This window comes from Tannockella kyphosi, assembly GCF_021054785.1.
Lineage (GTDB): Bacteria > Bacillota_I > Bacilli_A > Erysipelotrichales > Coprobacillaceae > Tannockella > Tannockella kyphosi.
On sequence record NZ_CP088239.1, the window covers coordinates 1,110,140 to 1,130,774 of the forward strand.

The 20,635-nt window shown below is 30.2% G+C and carries 16 protein-coding genes and 1 other annotated feature; of the genes, 5 read left to right on the top strand and 11 right to left on the bottom strand.

From position 1 onward, the window contains the following. Positions 1-52 precede the first annotated feature (52 nt). The 3 genes from LRR82_RS05630 to htpG form a co-directional block, all read right to left on the bottom strand. The gene (locus LRR82_RS05630; protein WP_249030553.1) at positions 53-589 is read right to left on the bottom strand and encodes a nitroreductase family protein; all 537 of its coding nucleotides are present in this window, start codon (positions 587-589) and stop codon (positions 53-55) included. A gap of 19 nt (positions 590-608) precedes the next feature. Further along, positions 609-1,943 carry a leucyl aminopeptidase family protein gene (locus tag LRR82_RS05635; RefSeq protein ID WP_249030554.1) on the bottom strand — a complete coding sequence of 445 codons (1,335 nt, stop codon included), beginning with the start codon at positions 1,941-1,943 and terminating at the stop codon, positions 609-611. A gap of 72 nt (positions 1,944-2,015) precedes the next feature. Further along, positions 2,016-3,905, bottom strand: coding sequence for a molecular chaperone HtpG (gene htpG, locus LRR82_RS05640; RefSeq protein WP_249030555.1), 1,890 nt, complete (start codon positions 3,903-3,905; stop codon positions 2,016-2,018). Positions 3,906-4,070: 165 nt separating this feature from the next. Continuing rightward, positions 4,071-4,300 (top strand) — a binding site (T-box leader). A 40-nt stretch (positions 4,301-4,340) separates the two neighbouring features. Here htpG and LRR82_RS05645 point away from each other — a divergent pair. From LRR82_RS05645 to LRR82_RS05655, 3 genes are read left to right on the top strand one after another with little or no spacing between them, the layout of a single operon-like run. Continuing rightward, positions 4,341-5,360: a methionine ABC transporter ATP-binding protein gene (locus LRR82_RS05645; RefSeq protein WP_249030556.1), complete on the top strand. Its 1,020-nt coding sequence runs from the start codon at positions 4,341-4,343 to the stop codon at positions 5,358-5,360. Then, positions 5,360-6,037, top strand: coding sequence for a methionine ABC transporter permease (locus tag LRR82_RS05650; RefSeq protein WP_249030557.1), 678 nt, complete (start codon positions 5,360-5,362; stop codon positions 6,035-6,037). Before LRR82_RS05645 ends, LRR82_RS05650 begins: the two co-directional genes overlap by 1 nt. 12 nt (positions 6,038-6,049) lie before the next feature. Beyond that, complete coding sequence (locus LRR82_RS05655; protein WP_249030558.1) at positions 6,050-6,880, top strand: MetQ/NlpA family ABC transporter substrate-binding protein; 831 nt, start codon at positions 6,050-6,052, stop codon at positions 6,878-6,880. Between the two features lie 34 nt (positions 6,881-6,914). Here LRR82_RS05655 and LRR82_RS05660 read toward each other — a convergent pair whose 3' ends face one another. Further along, entirely contained in the window at positions 6,915-7,298 is a 384-nt protein-coding gene (locus tag LRR82_RS05660) for a family 1 glycosylhydrolase (protein WP_249030559.1), read from the bottom strand. A 66-nt stretch (positions 7,299-7,364) separates the two neighbouring features. Next, positions 7,365-8,765: a glycoside hydrolase family 1 protein gene (locus LRR82_RS05665; RefSeq protein ID WP_249030560.1), complete on the bottom strand. Its 1,401-nt coding sequence runs from the start codon at positions 8,763-8,765 to the stop codon at positions 7,365-7,367. A 150-nt stretch (positions 8,766-8,915) separates the two neighbouring features. Between LRR82_RS05665 and LRR82_RS05670 the strand changes: the two genes are divergently transcribed. Continuing rightward, positions 8,916-9,818 (top strand): MurR/RpiR family transcriptional regulator, encoded by a 903-nt coding sequence (locus tag LRR82_RS05670; RefSeq protein WP_249030561.1) that lies wholly within the window; start codon positions 8,916-8,918, stop codon positions 9,816-9,818. Continuing rightward, positions 9,793-10,308, top strand: a complete 516-nt coding sequence (locus LRR82_RS05675; protein ID WP_249030562.1) for a GNAT family N-acetyltransferase — start codon at positions 9,793-9,795, stop codon at positions 10,306-10,308. The genes LRR82_RS05670 and LRR82_RS05675 overlap by 26 nt, the downstream gene beginning before the upstream one ends. Before the next feature lie 12 nt (positions 10,309-10,320). Here the strand turns inward: LRR82_RS05675 and LRR82_RS05680 are convergent, their stop codons facing one another. From LRR82_RS05680 to LRR82_RS05705, 6 genes are all read right to left on the bottom strand, one after another. After that, positions 10,321-12,675 (bottom strand): alpha-galactosidase, encoded by a 2,355-nt coding sequence (locus LRR82_RS05680; RefSeq protein WP_249030563.1) that lies wholly within the window; start codon positions 12,673-12,675, stop codon positions 10,321-10,323. Between the two features lie 5 nt (positions 12,676-12,680). Beyond that, positions 12,681-14,018, bottom strand: coding sequence for a glycoside-pentoside-hexuronide (GPH):cation symporter (locus tag LRR82_RS05685; protein ID WP_249030564.1), 1,338 nt, complete (start codon positions 14,016-14,018; stop codon positions 12,681-12,683). A 13-nt stretch (positions 14,019-14,031) separates the two neighbouring features. Further along, positions 14,032-16,386: a glycoside hydrolase family 2 protein gene (locus LRR82_RS05690; RefSeq protein ID WP_249030565.1), complete on the bottom strand. Its 2,355-nt coding sequence runs from the start codon at positions 16,384-16,386 to the stop codon at positions 14,032-14,034. A gap of 84 nt (positions 16,387-16,470) precedes the next feature. Next, on the bottom strand, positions 16,471-18,786 hold the full coding sequence (locus LRR82_RS05695) for an alpha-galactosidase (RefSeq protein ID WP_249030566.1): 2,316 nt from the start codon (positions 18,784-18,786) through the stop codon (positions 16,471-16,473). 78 nt (positions 18,787-18,864) lie between these two features. After that, entirely contained in the window at positions 18,865-19,986 is a 1,122-nt protein-coding gene (locus LRR82_RS05700; protein WP_249030567.1) for a 6-phosphofructokinase, read from the bottom strand. Between the two features lie 84 nt (positions 19,987-20,070). Beyond that, a complete protein-coding gene (locus tag LRR82_RS05705) occupies positions 20,071-20,634 on the bottom strand; it encodes a Maf family protein (protein WP_249030568.1) in 564 nt (187 codons plus the stop codon). Position 20,635: the final 1 nt, after the last annotated feature.

The window sequence follows — 20,635 nt, forward strand, 5'->3', positions numbered from 1 at the left end:
ATAACCACCCTCTTTGATTTACCTACTACATCATTTCTATCAGTTCATCATCTTAATAAAATTTAACAATATCACTAACTGCTTTTCGATTAGGTTTATCTGGTGTTTCTAATGCATAACCTACTGCAATAACAGAAACTATTAGTTCTTGACTTGGAATATCTAACAATGATCTAGTTTTTGGTTCATCACGAATACCCATTACTAATGTTGATAACCCTAAATCATGGGCTTTTAGTAATAAGTTTTGATTTTGTAACCCTAAATCATAACATCCCCATCCATTCCCTAATTCATTACTAGGTGTTCCATCACGTTCAAATCCAGCTCTTTTTTCAACAAAAGTAGTAACAATAAGAGCTCCCACTCCTTTAGTATTACCGGCATTGTATTCTCCAAAACAATCATTACGATATTTATCAATCATTTCTTTACTATGAATAATATAATATCTACCAGTTTGGCTATTTTTCCAAGAAGGTGCTAAATTAGCAGCTTCTACTAAAGCTTCTAAATCCTCTTTTAACACTTCTTTTCCACAATACTTACGAACAGTACGTCTTTGAACTATAACATCCTTTAATTCCATTTTTTCTCCCTCATTTCATTTATTTTTTAATCATATAATAAACACTTGGTATTGCTCCTGAAACACACCCAGCTTGTTGATACTCATACAAAGGTGCTTCTACATCATGTGTCCCGGCAATATCAAAATGCATCCAAGGCACACTACTTGCAAAATGTTCAATAAATAAGCCTGCTGTCACTACTCCACAAGACTTACCTCCTAAATTCTTTAAATCAGCCATCTTACTTTCAATCATTTTATAATGTTCTTTATAATAAGGCATCGAAATAAACTTCTCTTGTGTAAATTCATAAGCTGATTTCAAATCTTCCCATAAGCAATCATTGTTGGTAAGAATTGGAGTAATAGTATGTCCAAAAGCAGCAACTGCTGCTCCAGTTAAAGTAGCCATATCAATAACTCCTGCTACTTTTTTATCATTAATTGCATAACTAACAGCATCCGCTAATATCAATCTACCTTCTGCATCCGTATTTAATACTTCTACTGTAGTACCATCATACATAGAAATAATATCACCAGGTAAAATAGAACTATCAGAAATACGATTCTCACATAAAGGCATTATTGCTACTAAGTTTCTTTGTACTTTTTGTTCAATAGCTGATTTAATAACAGCTAAAACACTAGCAGCTCCACCCATATCTGATTTCATACCAACCATTGAAGCACTAGGTTTCAAACTATATCCACCAGTATCAAAAGTAACTCCTTTTCCTACTAAACCAAAAACAGCTTGATTTTCTAATGGCGTATAGTTAATAACTAACATACATGGACGATTTGCACTACCTTTACCTACTCCATATAATCCACCCATACCTTTTTGAACAATCTCTTCTTCTAAAATTACATCAATACTCACATTTGCTTGTCCTTCTAATGCTTTTGTTGCAACATCTACAAATATTTGTGGTGTCATATTACATGCTGGTGCATTTGATAACATTTTTGCAAAATTCATATTACTAGCAACAATCAGATATTCTTCAAATGCTTCTTTTTTACTATCTGTTATTAACGTAATCTCTATATTCACTTCATCTTTTTCTTTTAACTTATAACTAGCCAAAACCAACCCCATTACAATTGCATAATATTGATTAGAACTAAAATTTAGAATATTAATCGAAACAGCATCTAACTTCATTGCTTCTACTGTTTTATAAATTCTAGCAAATAATTCCATTAACTCTTCATTATCATAACTTTCTTTTCCTGCAAAAGAAATTGTTTTCGTCTTAGCATCATAAACATGAGACTTAAATCCTAAATGAAAATCTTTAAAACTACTTGGATCAATGATTTCTACTAAGAAATCTGTATTTTTTTTGTTATTAATTTTTATCATAATTACCTACTTTCTTTTTTTATTATACAACAAATATCCTAGAAACATATAAAAAGTTGTGGAAAACCACAACTAGTTACTTGCATCAATCATTAATTGACAAATTTTATTAGAAAATTCAACTGGATTTTCTACAGAGAATCCTTCTATTAATAATGCTTGATCATATAATAACGATGAATAATCATTTATTTTCTCTTGATTCATTTCAAATACTTTTTGCATTGCTTCAAAGATAGGATGTGTTGGATTAATTTCTAAAATACGTCCAGCCTTTACATCATTACCATCAGGCATAGCACTTAATACTTTTTCCATCTCAAATGAAACACCTTCACTACTTACTAAACAAACAGGATGTGTTTTTAGACGTGTTGATATTTTTACATCTACTACCTTATCTTGTAATGATTCTTTAATAAGTTCTAATAAACCTTTATTTTCTTCTACTTGTTTTTCAATCTCTTCTTTTTGTTCATCTGATTGTAAATCTAAATCACCTTGAGCTACATTTTTAAATGCTTTTTCTTTATAATCTCTCATCATTTGGAAACAGAATTCATCAACATTATCAATTAAATATAAAATATCAAATCCTTTATCTTTAATAGCTTCAATTTGAGGTAAAGCATTAATTTTATCATAGCTTTCTCCTGAAGCAAAATATATTTCAGTTTGATTTTCTGGCATAGCATCTACATATTCTTGTAATGTAAGCATTTTTTCTTGATTACTAGAATAATATAATAATAAATCTTGTAATTTATCTTTTAACATACCATAACTATGATAAATACCAAATTTTAATTGTAAACCAAAGCTTTCAAAGAATTTTTCATATTCTTCTCTTTGATTTTTTAATAATTTTTCTAATTCAGACTGAATTTTCTTTTCAATCTTATCTGCTATAAATTTTAATTGATGATCTTGTTGTAATAGTTCTCTAGAAATATTTAAAGATAAATCTTGAGAATCTACTAATCCTTTTACAAAACGGAAATGTTCTGGCAATAAATCAGTTGCTTTATCCATAATAAAGACACCTCTAGAATATAATTGTAACCCTTTTTCATAATCATTTGAATAATAATCCATTGGTGGTTTAGAAGGAATAAACAATAATGAATCATAAGATACTGTTCCTTCTACACTTGTATGAATTGTATGAATTGGATCATTAAAATCATTAAATTTATCTTTATAAAATTCAGTATAATCTTCTTTTGAAATATCTCTTTTATTTCTTTTCCATAATGGAACCATTGAATTCAAAGTCTTATTTTCTATTACTTCTTGTGTTTCTTCACTACCTTCAATTGGTTGATATGTCGTCATATTCATTTTAATAGGATAATGTACATAATCACTATATTTTTTAATTAATGATTGAATCGCATATTCACCTAAATACTCATCATAATTATCATCATCTGTATTATCTTTTAAATATAAACGGATCACAGTCCCATTATTATCTACATCACATGGTGATATTTCATAACCATCAATTGCTTCTGACACCCATATATGTCCTGATTCTTCTCCAAATTTACGTGTTACTACTTCTACTTTCTTAGCTACCATAAATGAAGAATAGAACCCTACTCCAAATTGACCAATAATATCAATATCATCATGTTCATTTTCTGTTTTAAAAGCACTTGAACCACTATTCGCAATAGTTCCTAAATGTAATTCTAATTCTTCTTTTGTCATTCCAATACCATGATCTCGAATAGATAAAACACGGTGTTCTTTATCAATCATTAAATCAATAGATAAATCTTCTCTAGCGATTGATGAAATATTTTCTGTTAAAGCTTTATAATATAATTTATCTGTTGCATCACTCGCATTCGAGACTAACTCTCGAATAAAGATTTCCTTATGCGTATAAATAGAATGAATCATTAAATCCAATAGTTTTTGTGATTCTGCTTGAAATTGTTTTTTCTCTGCCATCATATGTCCTCCATCTTTTAGCACTCTTTTGTCCTATGTGCTAACTATCATTATACTCTTACTTTTAGCACTGTCAACACTTTAGTGCTAAAAAAGTGAATCACTTTTTTTTACAAAATAAAGGTTTATTAGTTGACAATTATTTTATCATGAGCTATTATGATTGCAACAACAGTGAAAAGAAGAGTAACTTATAGGTAGTTGATAGAGAGAACTTGGTTGGTGGAAAAGTTTAGCGAAGGATGAGTGAAGATGGTCTTGGAGTTTTGAAGGTGATAAGTAATCTTCAACGGGTGCACCCGTTATTGTGCTAGAGTATGGTTGTACTCAATGAGATTGTTATCGTGAGGTAACAATGAATTTAGGTGGTAACACGAGATAATCTCGTCCTATTATATAGGATGAGTTTTTTTATATTCTGGAGGGGGTAAATTTATGATAACTTTTAAAAATGTATCGAAAACATTTTATGTTGGAGAGAAAGAAGTAAAAGCAGTAGATGATGTATCTTTAACAATTGATCAAGGAGAAATCTTTGGGATTATTGGTTATAGTGGTGCTGGTAAGTCTACTTTGATTCGTATTGCGAATCAATTAGAACAACAAGATAGTGGTTCTGTATTTATTGGTGACGTTGAAATTAATAAATTAAGTAAAAAAGAGTTATTAGTTCAAAGAAGTCATATTGGTATGATTTTCCAACATTTTAACTTATTATGGTCACGTACTGTCCGTGATAATATTGCATTGCCTTTAGAATTTGCTGGGGTAAATGCAACAGATATTGCTTCAAGAGTAGAAGAACTCATTGAATTAGTTGGACTTACTGGAAAAGAAGCAGACTACCCTAGTACCTTATCTGGTGGACAAAAACAAAGAGTAGCAATAGCTAGAGCATTAGCAAATAATCCTAAAATATTACTTTGTGATGAAGCTACATCAGCATTAGATCCTCAAACTACCGAATCTATTTTAGATTTATTAAAAGAAATTAATCAAAAACTTAATTTAACTATTATGTTAATAACACATCAAATGGAAGTAGTTGAAAAATTATGTCATCGAATGGCTATTATGGTAGATGGAAAAATAGTCGAAGTTGGAGATACTACGACTTTATTTGAACATCCTAGTCATGAAACAACGAAACGTTTTGTACAAACAAGAAATCAATCATTTGATGAAGATACACTTCATCAAACATTAAAAAAAGTATATAACAATGGTTCTATCTTACGATTAACTTTTAAAGAAAGTATTGCTAAAAAGCCAATTTTATCTACTATTATAAAAGATAATGATGTTCCTATTAGTATTGTTCATGCTAATCTTACCAATACACTAACTTCTTCTTTTGGAGTAATGTATGTTTATATTGAACAATGTGATTGTAATGATTATCAAAAAGTAGTTCAACAATTAATGGAACAAGAAGTTACTGTGGAGGTGATATAATGAGTGAGTTTTTAGATAATTTATTAAATGGAATTAATTATAAAAGTTTATATGAAGCATCTATTGATACTCTTTACATGACATTAGCATCTTTGGTTGTTGCTGTAATCCTAGGTTTTATGCTTGGCATTATTGTTTATACGACTCAAAAAGATGGGTTATATGAAAATGAAAAGGTATCGAAAGCAATGGATTTTTTAATTAATATCTTACGTTCAATACCATATATTATCTTATTATTTATTCTTATGCCTTTTGCTAAAGCACTTATTGGTACTTCACTAGGTGCTACAGCTGCCCTACCTTCGTTAATTATATCAAGTGCTCCATTCTACGCTAGAATGTGTGTTATTGCACTAAATGAAATTGATAAAGGTGTTATTGAAGCATCCAAAGCAATGGGTGCAACAAATCGTCAAATTATATTAAAAGTATTAATACCAGAATCGAAACCTGCATTAGTATCAAGTATTACCGTAATGGGTGTATCTTTAATTGGATATACTGCAATGGCAGGTGCCATTGGTGCTGGTGGTTTAGGTTATTTTGCATATTTATATGGAGCAGCTAGACAAAATACAGTTGCAACTTATGTATCTACATTTATTATTTTAATTTTTGTCTTTATAATCCAAGGAATTGGTGACCATATTGTAAAGAAAATAGACAAGAGATAGGGGGAAATGAAAATGAAATGTCTAAGAAAAGGTTTATTAGTATTAGGAAGTGCCGTATTACTTACTGGTTGTGGGAGTTCTAGCAGTGATGAAAATACGTTAGTAGTATCTGCTACATTGGATCCACATTCAGTGATTTTAGAAGAAGCAGCAGTGATTTTAGAAGAAGATTATGGAATTACTTTAGAGATTGAAATTTTAGATGATTATTATGTATTTAATAAAGCGTTAGATGATGGGGATGTAGATGCAAACTATTTCCAACATTTACCTTTCTTTGAATCAGAAGTAGAAACAAATGGATATGATATTGTCAATGTTGGTGGTATTCATATTGAACCATTTGGTATTTATTCTTCTGTATATGATGATGTTAGTGAAGTAGAAGATGGAGCTCAAATTATTATTTCTAATTCAATTAGTGATAATGGTCGTATTTTATCTATCTTAGCAGATGCTGGTTTAATTGTTTTACCAGATGATATTGATGTTTTAGATTTAACAATCGCAGATATTGATAATGATACAAACAATCCTAATGGATATGAATTCCTTGAAATTGATCCAGAATTATTAGTTTATACTTTTGATTTAGGTGAAGGTGATTTAGTAGCTATTAATGGGAACTATGCTATTCAAGGTGGTTTAAACCCTACTACTGATTCATTAATCTTAGAAGAAGCCGATCAAGATAATCCTTATGTAAATATCGTTGCTACAAGAAGTGAATTAGCAGATGATGAAAGAATCTTAGCATTAGTAGAAGTATTACAATCAGAAGAAATCCAAAACTTTATTTTAGAAACATATAGTGATGGTTCAGTAATACCTGCATCAAATTAAAAAAGTTTGAATTCCTTAGGAATTCAAGTTTTTTTTATTCTAAAATTTCTCCATTTGATTCAAATGCTTTCTTTATCCAAGCATATGATTTTTTAGGAACTCTTTTCATATCTCTTAAATCTTTATTTGTTCTATTTACAAAAACAAAGCCATAACGTTTTGACATATCACAATAACCTAGCAGGAAGCCCACTCCTTTAGGGGTGGGAGTTTCAGTATGGAATCCATTCATATAATGACGGGCCATTTGAGCAAATAATAAATTGTCAGGATCAGATGTTTCAGGATATACTGGTGCAATTGCATTCATACCACACATTTTAGCATCTGGAACTAATTCCCTAAGTGCTTTTGTTGCTTTGCAATGTGCAATAAAGACATTGTGATTGGCTTGGAATAAATGTTTTCCATGTTTCATTATTCATTCTATAACTTCCTATCTAATGAAATATAATTTCATAAATAAAAAAGGCTTTCGCCTCTTTTATTCAAAACTATTTGTTTTTGCTACTTCACGAATCCATGAAGCAGATTTCTTTTCTTTACGATCATAATTTTTATCTAAACAAACACGAATAAATCCATATCTATTTTTAAAAGCATTCGCCCATGACCAGTTATCAATAGCACCCCAATAATGATATCCTAAACAATTAGCACCATCATCAATAGATTTAGCAATCCATTCTAAATGATCACGTACAAATTCAATACGATAATCATCTTGAATTGTACCATTTTCATCCATATAACCTTCTTCTCCTTCTACTCCCATACCATTTTCAGAAATAAAGAAAGGTAAATCTGGACATTCTTCTTTAATTTTCATACCAAAATCATAAATTCCTTTTGGATAAATTTCCCAACCACGATAAACATTCATTTTTCTATCAGGCCAAATATATGGTTTTGCAATACAAGGCATTCCATTTTCATCAAATTCACTATCTGGAGCTTGTACTCGAGTTGGTTGATAATAATTATATCCTAACCAATCTACTTTACCAGCAGCAATAATTGCTTGGTCTCCTGGTTGCATAACAATTTCAATATTCCAATCATTCTGTACTTTATCTAATACATCTTGTGGTAACCTACCATGTGCTACTACTTCTAACCACCAACGATTGTGTAAACCGTCTGTCATTTTAACTGCTTCTAAATCTGCAGATGATGGATTTTCTTTTGTATATGGTGGAGAGAAACAATTAATCATCCCTATTTTAGCACCTTTACATAATTTTCCTGCTTTTTCTAATTTACGGAAATTATTAACTGCTAAACAATGAGCTATTGTAATATGATATTGAACATTAATTGATTTTTTAAAATTCTTTTCATATGGATACCATACACCATGTAAATATTGTTGTTCAGGTTCTACAATCGGTTCATTAAAAGTAAACCAATACTTTACTTTTTGACCAAATTCTTCCATTGCAATACGCACAAAATTAGCGTATGCATCAACTACTTCCCTATTTTCCCAACCACCACGTTCATATAAGTATTCTGGCATATCAAAATGATACATGTTCATATAAATATCAATCCCATTTTCATTTGCACAATCAATTAATTTATGATACCAAGCAGCACCTTCTTGATTTAGTTTTCCATTCTTATCTAGTAAACGAGTCCATTGCATTGAAGTTCTAAAAGATTTAAAATTCATACTCTTTAATAATTTAATATCTTCTTCATAATGATGGTACATGTCGTTACCAACATAAGATCCTACTCGATTATGAAATGCACTTATTTCTTTATCAGACCACATATCCCAATAAGAACGTAATCTTCCTCCAACATTATAAGATCCTTCTGTTTGTGGGCCAGACATGGCAGCTCCAAAGAAGAAATCTTCTGGTAATTTAATTGTCATAGTAAATCCTCCCTTATAGACATTATTTTACTTCTTCTTTCTTCGTTTTACAAACATATACTTTATAAATTAAGATTGTTTCGTGTTATATATATAAATAAAGCTTTTATTGAAATAATGTTTCATGATATAGTAAATAGAGGTGATAAAATGAGTATTATGACACAATTAGAATTTGAGTTAAATTTCTCTAATTCAGAAAAAGAAATCGCAAAATATATTTTAAATAATGGAGAAGCTGTCCTAGAACAATCTGTCCAACAATTAGCTAGAAGTACTTATACTTCACCTGCTACGATTGTTCGTCTTTGTCAAAAGCTTGGACTTCAAGGATACCTAGATTTTAAAATAAAATATTCTGCAGAATTACAATATGATTCTTCTAAAAAACGTACAGATGTTAATTTTCCATTTGAAGAGAATGCTAGCTATAAAGAGATAACGAAATCATTAGCTAATGTTTATCAAGAAACAATTGAAGATACACTTCAACTAATTGACTATAAACAATTAGACATTATCTCCCAAGCATTACAAAAAGCAGAACGTATTTATATTTTCTGTTGTGGTAATTCAATGCTTGCAGGATTAAATTTTCAACATAAAATGTTACGTATTGGAAAGCTAGTAGAAATGCGTTCATTAACAGGTGAACAAGTTTTTTTATCCTATAATGCAACAAAAAAAGATATTGCTATCGTAATATCTTATTCTGGAGAAACTCCTGAAGTGATCGAATGCACAAAACAGTTACATAAAAATCATGTCTCAATTATTGCCATTACATCGCTAGGAGAAAATCAACTTTCTAAATATGCTAGCTATACATTAAATACTAGTTCCAGAGAAAAGATATTTAATAAGATTGCACCTATCGCATCTTTTACATCCATGACTTATCTATTGGATTTATTATTTTCTTGTATTTTTAATAACGATTATCAAAAAAATTATCAAAGAAAAATTGGACAAGATCGCACTAATGACTTACGTCATCCATTACTTAGCCCAATTAATGAGGAAATATATGAAACTAACAATAGCAACAAATAAAGACTTACCAAGGATTCAATTACTTTATGAAAATGTCATTCAATCGATGTATAAAAATAATGTATTTATTTGGGATGACTATTATCCTTATCAGATAATAAAAAATGACATCACCAATCAAACATTTTATATTGTCGAACAAAATAATGAATTAATTGGTGGTTTTGCATTAAACAGTGAACATAAGGCTTCTAATAGTATGAAATGGCATGAAAAGAATGCACCGGTACTTTATTTAGATCGTTTTGGTATTCATAGTGATTATACTAATCAAGGCATTGCAACAAAAGTTTTAAATGAAATAATAAAGATAGTAAGACAAAAAAATATCCATTATTTACGATTATTTGTAGTCCAATCCAATTTACCTGCAATACAATTTTATTGTAAAAATAACTTTTTAAAAGCCCAAGGAATTTATGGAGAACAAATGAATACTGGTAATGTTTTATATGAAAATGCTTATGAAAAAGTAATAAAAATAGATTAAAGTAACTTTAATCTATTTTTTAATTTCTTCCATTATATAAATTCTACTAGCAAAATCTTGAAACAATCTTACTTCTTCATTAAATCCTGTTCCACCAAAACCTTGTTTTAATCGAACACCAACATTATTTAATACCTCACCACTTACCTGATAGTCTTCCACTTCACTATGCATCTTGACAAACTGAGCAGCGATGGTATGAAGCATACCATCTTGCTTAACATGGATTGGTGCAATTGTATTTACTAAATCACCAAATTCACGAAGATCAAATAGAAGTGGTCTATTTGTAAAATGATATATTTTTTTTGAATCTAATGCTTTTGTTTTAAAGTAACCATTGACAAAATTTGGTGTTACTAATGTTTGAAGATTTAATCCTATTGCTAAAGTTTTATCTTTTGCTACTACTATCCATTGATAAATTCCATTTTCTCCACTCTTGATCCGATAAAAATCTCCGAACTGTAATATCAAACGATACTTTTTATACCATTCTATTTGTTGTTTTATTGCCTTTGTTTCTTTTTTTGACATTCTAGCAATATTACACTCATACCCTAACAAACCAAAACAAGCAACCTGAAAACGTGTATCCAAAGATGACCAACGCAATGTTTGATGATTAGGACAAGAAGAAACATGGCCACCTAATAGTGATAAAGGATAACCATAACTACATCCTGTTAGAATTTCATTTCGAGCTATTGCATCAGTATTATCACTAATCCAAACTTGTGGCATATAACACATGATCCCTAAATCAAATCGATTACCCCCAGATGCACAACTCTCAAACAAGATATGTGAAAAACGTCTTGTTAATTCATCTAAAACATAAGAAAGCCCTACTATATAACGATGATAAAACTCTCCTTGTTGATGATAAGGAAGTCCTTGTGAAAATGCATCCGAAATAATTCGATTCATATCCCACTTTACATAACTTATATTCGCACTACTAAAAAGAGTTGTCATTTGAGTAATAATATATTGTTGGACCTTTTCTTGGGTTAAATCTAACAATAATTGATGTCTCCCTAAAGATTGTTTTTGACCTGGTATTTCTACTACAAAATCAGGATGATTACGATAACAATCACTATCATAACTAACCATTTCTGGTTCTACCCAGATCCCAAAATCCATTCCTAACTGATTTATTTTATTAGCCAAACCAACTAATCCATTAGGCAATTTCTTTTTATTAACATACCAATCCCCTAAAGAACTAGTATCATCATTTCTATTACCAAACCAACCATCATCTAATACAAACAACTCAATACCTACATCTTTCCCTGCTTTTGCAAGCTCTAAAAGAGATTTTTCATTAAAATCAAAATAAGATGCTTCCCAACTATTTAACAATACTGGTCTTTCTTTGTTCTTCCAAACACCACGGACAATATGTTCCTTTACAAAATGATGCATATGTTTACTAATACCTGCAAATCCTTTATTAGAATACGTCAAAACAGCTTCTGGAGCTTCTAATTGTTGATCTTTATCTAAATGATAACTAAAACCAAAAGGATTAATCCCACTAACAAAATGAGTCATTTCAAAAGCATTCACTTCAATAGCTTCATAATGATTACCACTATATATTAAATTACAACCATAACATTCTCCATAGTCTTCACTAGTTTCCGGTTTACTAATCATAACAAAAGGATTACTTCGATTACTAGAAAATCCTGTTTTTGAATCATTCACAATAATGCCTTGTTTACACAAGTCAACTTGTCTATTCATCTCTCTAGCCCAAGCACCTTTCAGTGTAATAAAATCATAAGTTCCTTGATCCATATCTAATTGAGCACTTAATAAACGTTCCACCCTTATCGACTCCATACCCTTATTCAATAACTTTGTACTTCTAGTAATAATATTACTTTCATAAAAAACAGAATAATGTAATTCTAATTCAACTGCATGATTTCTATCTTTTAATACTACAATTAAAGTTTCACTTTGTTGATCCTCGTCATAAGAACTTGGTAAAGATGATAATGGTTGTTTTTTTTCTTTATGATAGTTACTATATTGAAAATCACAAGTAGTACTCCCATCTTCAAATACTATTTCTATCATTGGTTCTTTGATATCACCTTTTCCTCTTGTACTAACCTCTAAATTTCTATTTTCTAAAGCAATAGTAGGAAAATTGGAATCATAAATATTTAAATTTCCTTCTGGAAAAGCATATTTAGGAACAATGGCATCATAGCCTATTTCTAAATCTATTTTATTACCATAATATAAATGTTCTAAATGACCTGATGGTAATACATGAAAACAATAGGTAGTATCTTTGGTTTGTAAAACAAAAAGATTCTTTTGAACGATTATTTGTTCCTCCATCTTCTTTATTCCTTTCGTAACTTTATTTCATTCGTTATTTCATTTATTTTTATTTGTGTTAAAAAATAGTTCTTTTTAAATAATATAATTGCAATTACCAACCCTACAATTGGAATAAGTGTCATCATAACACGCATTCCTAAAAGTGTACTTGCAGACTGCATACTAGCATTCACATCCAAAGAAATCAAATCTAAACCTACTCCAGCAATAAAAACAGAAATAGCAGACGCTAATTTAACAACAAATGTTTGTAATGAAAAAACAACACTTTCATTTCTTTGATTATTCTTCCATTCACCATAATCAACTGTATCAGCCAAGAAAATAGTTGTTAATACAGTAGCTAATCCAAATCCTGCAAAGATAATAATGGCAGCTATGGCTAAGGCAATAATATTCGTAATATGCAAACTTCCTAATATAAATAAGAATACGTAACCTATAATTGCTAATGAAATTGCACCAATAAATATTTCTATTGTTTCATATTTTTTTCTAAGCATTGGTAAAGACATCATCGATAGGATTTGAGCTATTCCCCCTACTGTTGCAAAGACACCATATAGTGCAACATTTCCAATATCAAATTCAAAGAAATAAAGTGCTAAATTTTGTGTTAAATACAAAGAAGAATTAAAAATAACAATGGTAATGACAACTGCTAATGCTTGATCATTTTGAAATAAGGAATGAAACATTTCTTTTACAGAAGAAGTTTTAGAGTGAATATCATTTTTTTCTTTTACAGTAAAAACAGTAACTAAAATTGCAAACACAAACAATATTGCAATAATCAGTGTTAATATACGAAATCCTTCTCGTTCATTTCCAGCACCTAAAATACCTACCAAAAGCATTGTTAGAGCAGTTGGCAAGGCATAACCTAATCCTGCACAACTTCTAGCAATAACAGAAACACTTTCTCTTTCTTTCCCTGGTTTTGTAATAGCAGGGATCATTGACCAATAAGGAATATCCATAATTGTATATGTAATCCCCCACAATAAATAAATAACCGATAAATAGATTAGTAAATCATTTCCTTGAATACCTACTGGTACCGCAAATAAAAAGTATAACACAACTGCATTCAATAAAGTTCCTACTAGTAACCAAGGTCGAAACTTACCTAGCTTCGTATTTGTTTTTCCTACCAAAACACCCATCATTGGATCATTAAAAGCATCAAATATACGAACTGCCATAAATAAAACTCCAATAAAAGTAGAACTAACACCTAAAACAGTATTATAATAATACATCAAAAAACCAGCTACTAAGGCATAAACCATATCTTTACCAACAGCCCCAATACCATAACCTATTTTCATTTTCTTCATTATTTTAACCTCCCTACAAAACAATATAATGAATCACTACTTCTTCTAATCCATCACCACTAATTATGAAAGTTCCTTTTCCACTTTGACCAATTGTTTTTATATAAGTACCAGTACTACCACCAATCGCACTAATTGATTTTGGTCCAATTATTTCAATACATCCAGTAGTATCTAAATGTAAAACACCTTGATAATATGGTACTACTTGGTTTAATTGATTTATTATTTGAATACGGATCGTTGCTACATCATAACTTGTATCTTCTTTCAGTTCTAGTGTATCACATGAAACAGATAGTTTAATTTTAGTAGTAGCTGATTTTTCAACTATTTTAACAACCTTTTCTTGTTTGATTGCTTCAAAACGATAAGTAGTAGACTCATCACCCCAATTACCAACATATTTTGAATACAAAGCTACACCATCACTTATTTTAATCTTTTCTAAAAGCATTACTTTTGCCATTTTTAATTGATAAGATAATGGTAAATTATATTGTCCATATTTTACAATAGCTAATAATACTTCTTTAATCACTTTTGCATTTTTAGGACGATAACCCTCATTTACTTCTATCAATTGCCCTATAAAATCATCAATTAAAATAGGTGGATGTGGCATCTTGCCATAATCTTGACTACTCGGATAAAAGCTTCGAACAAACTCATTATTTTTATATACCTTTACATAATCCGCATTACTAAAAGCATATACCTTTTTAATATTCCCACCTGGATATTCACCGATATCCATCGAAGAACTAATTTCTAAAACATCCTGATTATCCGATTGACTCGCATAAACACTGGCTGCTAATTTAGGATTACGAAACATTGTCATCACACCATGATAACAAATCCGATCACCACTACCAAAATCCTTATGGGTATTATAATCGAACATACACCAACCAAAGGCAGCAGCTATCTCCTGGCTATTATAAAATGATTGTAAGACATTAGCATGACGAAGGGCATGATCTAAACGATGACTCTCCTTGTCAAAAGCTTTGGTTGGAAACATATGACCATTATATTCACTTACTAAATAGGGAGCGTTCTTTTTATTCGTAACTTTTTGTTTTGCTTCTAAACCAGCATTATTGCCAGTATGAGAAAAATCATTATATGTATATACATCTTCTAATAAATGACTATTTTTTGTAAAACGAACTCCTCCAGTTTGTCTTGTTTCATCTAAATCATGAATTATTTTATTAGTGGCACTATAAAATTCATCATCATCTTGAGATTCATTAATACGAGCACCCCAAAGTATAATAGAAGGATGATTACGATACTGTAATACCATCTCTTTTGTCATTTCCAATGCTACATCTTTCCATTCTTGATTACCAATATACTGCCATCCAGGTATCTCTGTAAAAACTAACAATCCGATTTCATCACAACGTTCTATAAAATACTGTGACTGACTATAATGCGATGTTCGAACTGCATGAAGACCTAGTTCTTCTTTTAAGATAGTTGCATCTAGTTGTTGTACTCTTTTAGGCATGGCATAACCAACATAGGGATAAGATTGATGTCTATTTAATCCACGTAGTTTAACAAGTTGATTATTTAAATAAAAACCATCCCTACGAAATTCACATGTTCTAAACCCAAAAGTAATAATAGTATGATCTATTTCTTCTTGTTTTTTTATGATTATTTTTAATTCATATAAATTCGGGTTATCCATATCCCAAATTCTTTTATCTTGAAAAGCATGACAAAAAGTAGAAGTCTGTTCACAAATAAGATTAGTACCTAAAGATTCCCATGTTCCCTTATTTTTTTCTTTTATAAAACTATCTACTTCTATATTTTCAATCAATCCATTAACTGTTACATCATATAAAAGTACTTGTTTATCATCTACAAATTTTGTTTTAACAAACACATCTGCTATATATGTATTTTCTTTTATTTCTAAATAAACATCTCTATAAATACCCCCATAACACAAATAATCAATTACATTTCCAAAAGGTGGAATATTGTTTATTTCTCGATTATCTACTTCTACACAGATGTTATTGATCATACCAAATTGTACAAAAGGAGCGATATCAAAGCTAAAAGCATGATAACCGCCTTTATGTTCTCCAACAAATTGATTATTTACATACAATTTAGCTATATGTGCAACTCCTTCAAAAGTAAGAAATAGATGCAATCCTAGCCATTCTATTGGAATATTGACTTCTTTTTTATAGAAACTAATAAACTGATATTCCTTTTCATCAAAATAATGAAATGGAGTTTCCATGGATGTATGAGGAATTCTTACAATCTTTGATTCTGGTTGATTACTTGTTGTAAAACTCCAGTCATTATTTAAATATATTTTTTCTATCATAATAGCTTCTAGATTTATCCTAAATAAATCCTTACTCCCCTCTTTTCTATTCGCTTTTAAAAAACGATTACACACTTTTATAATTTAAACCCTTTTTATTTCTTCCATTATATAAATTCGACTTGCAAAATCTTGGAATATACGAATATTTTCATTATAATGAGAACCTCCAAATCCTTGTTTTAATCGCACGCCAATAGTAGATAAAACAAGTCCATTAATTGTATAATCCTCTTGTTCACAACAAAATCGATTCATTTCATCTTTTTTTACTTGATCAACTAAATTCCCTAATTCTTTTTCATCAAAAGTAATCATTCTATTTGTAAAATGATATTGTCCATTATTACATAACCCTTTTGCCTTAAAATAACCAGATACAAAATTAGCCTTTACAAGTGTTTGTAAATAGCAACCAATAGCAATTGTTCTATCCTTAGAAACAGTAATCCATTGATAAATACCCTCTTCATTTTTCAAACGATAATAATTACCAAACTGTAATACCTTACGATATTTTTTATACCAAATAATTTGTTCTTTTATCTTTCCTAATTCTTCTTTATTCATATCTACTAAATTACATTCATAACCTAACAAACCAAAACAAGCAACTTGAAAACGTGTTTCTAAAGAAGTATTTCTTAATGTTTGATGATTTGGACAAGCTGATACATGCGCCCCAATAACAGACATTGGATATCCATAGCTACACCCTGTTTGAATTTCACTACGACATATTGCATCTGTATTGTCACTAGCCCAAACTTGAGGCATATAACACATCATTCCTAAATCAAAACGATTCCCTCCTGAAGCACAACTTTCAAAAAGAATAGTCGGAAAAGAAGTAGTTAAAACTTCTAACACTCGATAAAGACCAAGCATGTATCGATGATAAAATTCTCCTTGATATTGACTACCTAAACATTGAGAAAAAGCATCACTTACAATTCGATTCATATCCCACTTTACATAGCTAATGTTTGCACTTGAAAATACTTGAGTCATTTGATCAATCAAATAATCTTGAACCTTTTCATTTGTTAAATCTAATAATAATTGATGACGCCCTAATGAATGTCTTTGTCCTGGTATTTCAACTGCAAATTCAGGATGATTGCGATAGCAATCACTATCATAACTAACCATTTCAGGTTCTACCCATATCCCAAAATCCATACCTAACTGATTAACTTTTTTGGCTAAACCCTCTAAACCATTAGGTAGTTTCTTTTTATTAACATACCAATCACCTAATGATGAGCGATCATTGTTTCTTTTTCCAAACCAACCATCATCTAATACAAACAACTCTACACCGACATCTTTCCCTGCTTTAGCAAGCTCTAGTAGAGATTTTTCATTGAAATCAAAATAAGATGCTTCCCAACTATTTAATAATACTGGTCTTTCTTTGTTCTTCCAAACACCACGTACAATATGTTCTTTTACAAATTGATGCATATGTTGGCTCATACCACCATATCCATTATTTGAATACGTTAAAACTGCTTCTGGAGCTTCTAATGTACTACCAGGATCTAAATTATATTGGAACCCAAAAGGATTCACACCACATAAAAAATGATTATTACAAAAAGCATTTACTTCCATTGCTTCATAATGATTTCCGCTATAAATTAAATTACAACCAAAACAATCTCCATAATCTTCACTAGTTTGTGGTGTACTAATCATAACAAAAGGATTACTACGACTACTGGAAGTTCCACATTTCGAGTCATTTACCACAATCCCTTGTTGACATATCGTTTGTTGATGATTCATTTCACGAATCCAAGCACCTTTAAATGTATGAAATACATAGGGTCCTTTATCAAAATCTAATTGGGCACTAAGTAAACGATCTACTTTTACTTCATTTTTACTACAGTTTCTTAATTTCGTACTTTTAACAATAACATCACTATCATAGAAAACAGAATAATGTAACTCTAATTCCAAATCATATTGTTTATCTTTTAAAAGAATAACCAATGTTTCAACTTCTTCATTTTCATCATAACTACAAGGTAACGTTAATAAAGCTTGTTTTTTATGAATTTTATAACTATCATATAAAAAATCACAAGTTGAACAACCATTAGAATAAGTAATCTCTACCATAGGTTCACGAATATCACCTTTTCCTCTTGTACTAATTTCTAAATTACGATTTTCTAATCCTACAAAAGAATAAAGTGAATCATAGGTAATCAAATTCCCTTCTCTAAACTCATATTTTGGTTTAATTGCTTCATAACTATTTGTAATAGGTAATGTAGTACCATAATATAAATGCTCTATATGACCAGATTCAATCACATGAAAAGCATAGGTTGTCGTTTTTGTATGTAACACAAATAAATTGTCTTTTGTAATAATTGTCTTTTTCATCTTATCCTCCCTCTAATAATAAAAACACTCTTTTTTAAGTTATATTACCTTTAAAAAGAGTGTATTTTTCAATATCTACTATTCATCTCCAAAGCATACGCCAATTGACTTCGCTGCTTTTACTAATTCTCCATCTGGTTCTACATGTTTTTGTTTTCCAAACTTAGCATCCCCAATTACTTCTTCTAAAGAAGTATATGTCATATTTTCACCTTTTAAAGTAACTACATTACCAAATAATTGTTCATCAATCATTTGACAAGCTTTTACTCCAAAACGAATAGCAAGAATACGATCATAAGGATCAATATCTCCACCACGAATAATATGTCCAGGATTAACAGAACGTACTTCATGATTTTCGATTACTGCTTCTAAATCATCTGCCACTTTTGCAGCTAAACCAGAATAACGGATTGGATCAGGACTATCTTCTACAATCTTACCAATCACTTTAGTTCCATCTGCATATTTTGCACCTTCAGCTACCGCAATAACAGTATAAGGATATCCTGCTTTATCACGTGCTTCTACGTGTTTTTTAATGTTATCAATTGTAAAAGGAATTTCTGGAATTAATATACAAGATGCATTTCCAGCAAGACCCGCATATAAAGCAATCCATCCAGCATCTCTACCCATTAACTCACAACACAAAACACGATGATGTGATTTTGCAGTTGTAGATAAACGATCAATAAAATCAGTACCAACAGACATTGCACTAATAAATCCATATGTTAAATCAGTAGCTGGTAAATCATTATCCATTGTTTTAGGAACACCAATTACATTCACACCTAGTCTAGAGAAATCTCTAGCACTTGTTAAAGAACCATCTCCACCTAAAACAATTAAAGCGTCAACACCTTCTTTTTTCATGTTTTCTACACCTACGTAAGAAACATCTTTTTTAACTTTACCACCATTACCATCATCAACTAAATAATCAAATAAATTATCTTTATTTGAACTAAATAAAATAGATCCACCTTCTTTATGAATGTTTTCTACTTTATCTTCCGTTAATTCAATAAAGTTATTTTGATATAACCCTCTATATCCATATACGTACCCAATAACTTCATATCCATATTCATGAATAGCAGTTTTTGTAATCGTACGAATAACCGCGTTCAACCCTGGACAATCTCCTCCAGCAGTTAATAATGCGATTTTTTTAATTTTCCCATTTGTCATAAACACAACCTCCATATAACCTTATTATATATATGTTTGTGAAAAAATTCAACAATAATGTTACCGTTTACATAAATAACTTTACTAAATAGTTTTAATTTTTACTAAAACTTCAAGAATACGAAATACTGGAAACCCTATGATAGTCTCGAAACTGCCTTCTACCTTCTCTACTAGACAATTTCCAATACCTTGAATTGCATAAGCACCAGCTTTACCAACCCACTCATTTGTGTCTAAATAATCTTCTATTTCCCTCGATGATAACTCTTTAAAATAAACATCACTACTTTCTACAAAAGTATGTATTTGTCCTTTATAAAAGATTGCTACTGCACTATATACAGTTTGTTTTTGATTTGACATTGCTTGAAGCATTTCTCTAGCATGTTGACGATTATTTGCTTTTCCTAACATTTTATGATGGAGACAAACCATCGTATCACAACTAATTACTACTTCCTGCAAATGTCTAGATGCTACAACTTTTCCTTTGTCTATTGCTAACATTTGTAATTGATAAAAAAGTGTTAGACTTTCATCCAACACTTCCTCTATTTCTTCAAAGTCTACAATATAAGGAATGTTGTATTGCTCTAGTAATTCTCTCCTTCTAGGAGAGCTACTCGCTAATACAATAGGTTCCATA

Excerpts from the sequence above, each read along its gene's own strand:
- LRR82_RS05665 (WP_249030560.1), bottom strand. The coding sequence starts at position 8,765 with ATGACAATTAAATTACCAGAAGATTTCTTCTTTGGAGCTGCCATGTCT.
- LRR82_RS05675 (WP_249030562.1), top strand. The coding sequence starts at position 9,793 with ATGAAACTAACAATAGCAACAAATAAAGACTTACCAAGGATTCAATTA.
- LRR82_RS05630 (WP_249030553.1), bottom strand. The coding sequence starts at position 589 with ATGGAATTAAAGGATGTTATAGTTCAAAGACGTACTGTTCGTAAGTAT.
- LRR82_RS05670 (WP_249030561.1), top strand. The coding sequence starts at position 8,916 with ATGAGTATTATGACACAATTAGAATTTGAGTTAAATTTCTCTAATTCA.
- LRR82_RS05705 (WP_249030568.1), bottom strand. The coding sequence starts at position 20,634 with ATGGAACCTATTGTATTAGCGAGTAGCTCTCCTAGAAGGAGAGAATTA.
- LRR82_RS05660 (WP_249030559.1), bottom strand. The coding sequence starts at position 7,298 with ATGAAACATGGAAAACATTTATTCCAAGCCAATCACAATGTCTTTATT.
- LRR82_RS05695 (WP_249030566.1), bottom strand. The coding sequence starts at position 18,786 with ATGAAAAAGACAATTATTACAAAAGACAATTTATTTGTGTTACATACA.
- LRR82_RS05690 (WP_249030565.1), bottom strand. The coding sequence starts at position 16,386 with ATGATAGAAAAAATATATTTAAATAATGACTGGAGTTTTACAACAAGT.
- LRR82_RS05700 (WP_249030567.1), bottom strand. The coding sequence starts at position 19,986 with ATGACAAATGGGAAAATTAAAAAAATCGCATTATTAACTGCTGGAGGA.
- LRR82_RS05635 (WP_249030554.1), bottom strand. The coding sequence starts at position 1,943 with ATGATAAAAATTAATAACAAAAAAAATACAGATTTCTTAGTAGAAATC.
- LRR82_RS05680 (WP_249030563.1), bottom strand. The coding sequence starts at position 12,675 with ATGGAGGAACAAATAATCGTTCAAAAGAATCTTTTTGTTTTACAAACC.
- LRR82_RS05645 (WP_249030556.1), top strand. The coding sequence starts at position 4,341 with ATGATAACTTTTAAAAATGTATCGAAAACATTTTATGTTGGAGAGAAA.
- LRR82_RS05685 (WP_249030564.1), bottom strand. The coding sequence starts at position 14,018 with ATGAAGAAAATGAAAATAGGTTATGGTATTGGGGCTGTTGGTAAAGAT.
- LRR82_RS05655 (WP_249030558.1), top strand. The coding sequence starts at position 6,050 with ATGAAATGTCTAAGAAAAGGTTTATTAGTATTAGGAAGTGCCGTATTA.
- htpG (WP_249030555.1), bottom strand. The coding sequence starts at position 3,905 with ATGGCAGAGAAAAAACAATTTCAAGCAGAATCACAAAAACTATTGGAT.
- LRR82_RS05650 (WP_249030557.1), top strand. The coding sequence starts at position 5,360 with ATGAGTGAGTTTTTAGATAATTTATTAAATGGAATTAATTATAAAAGT.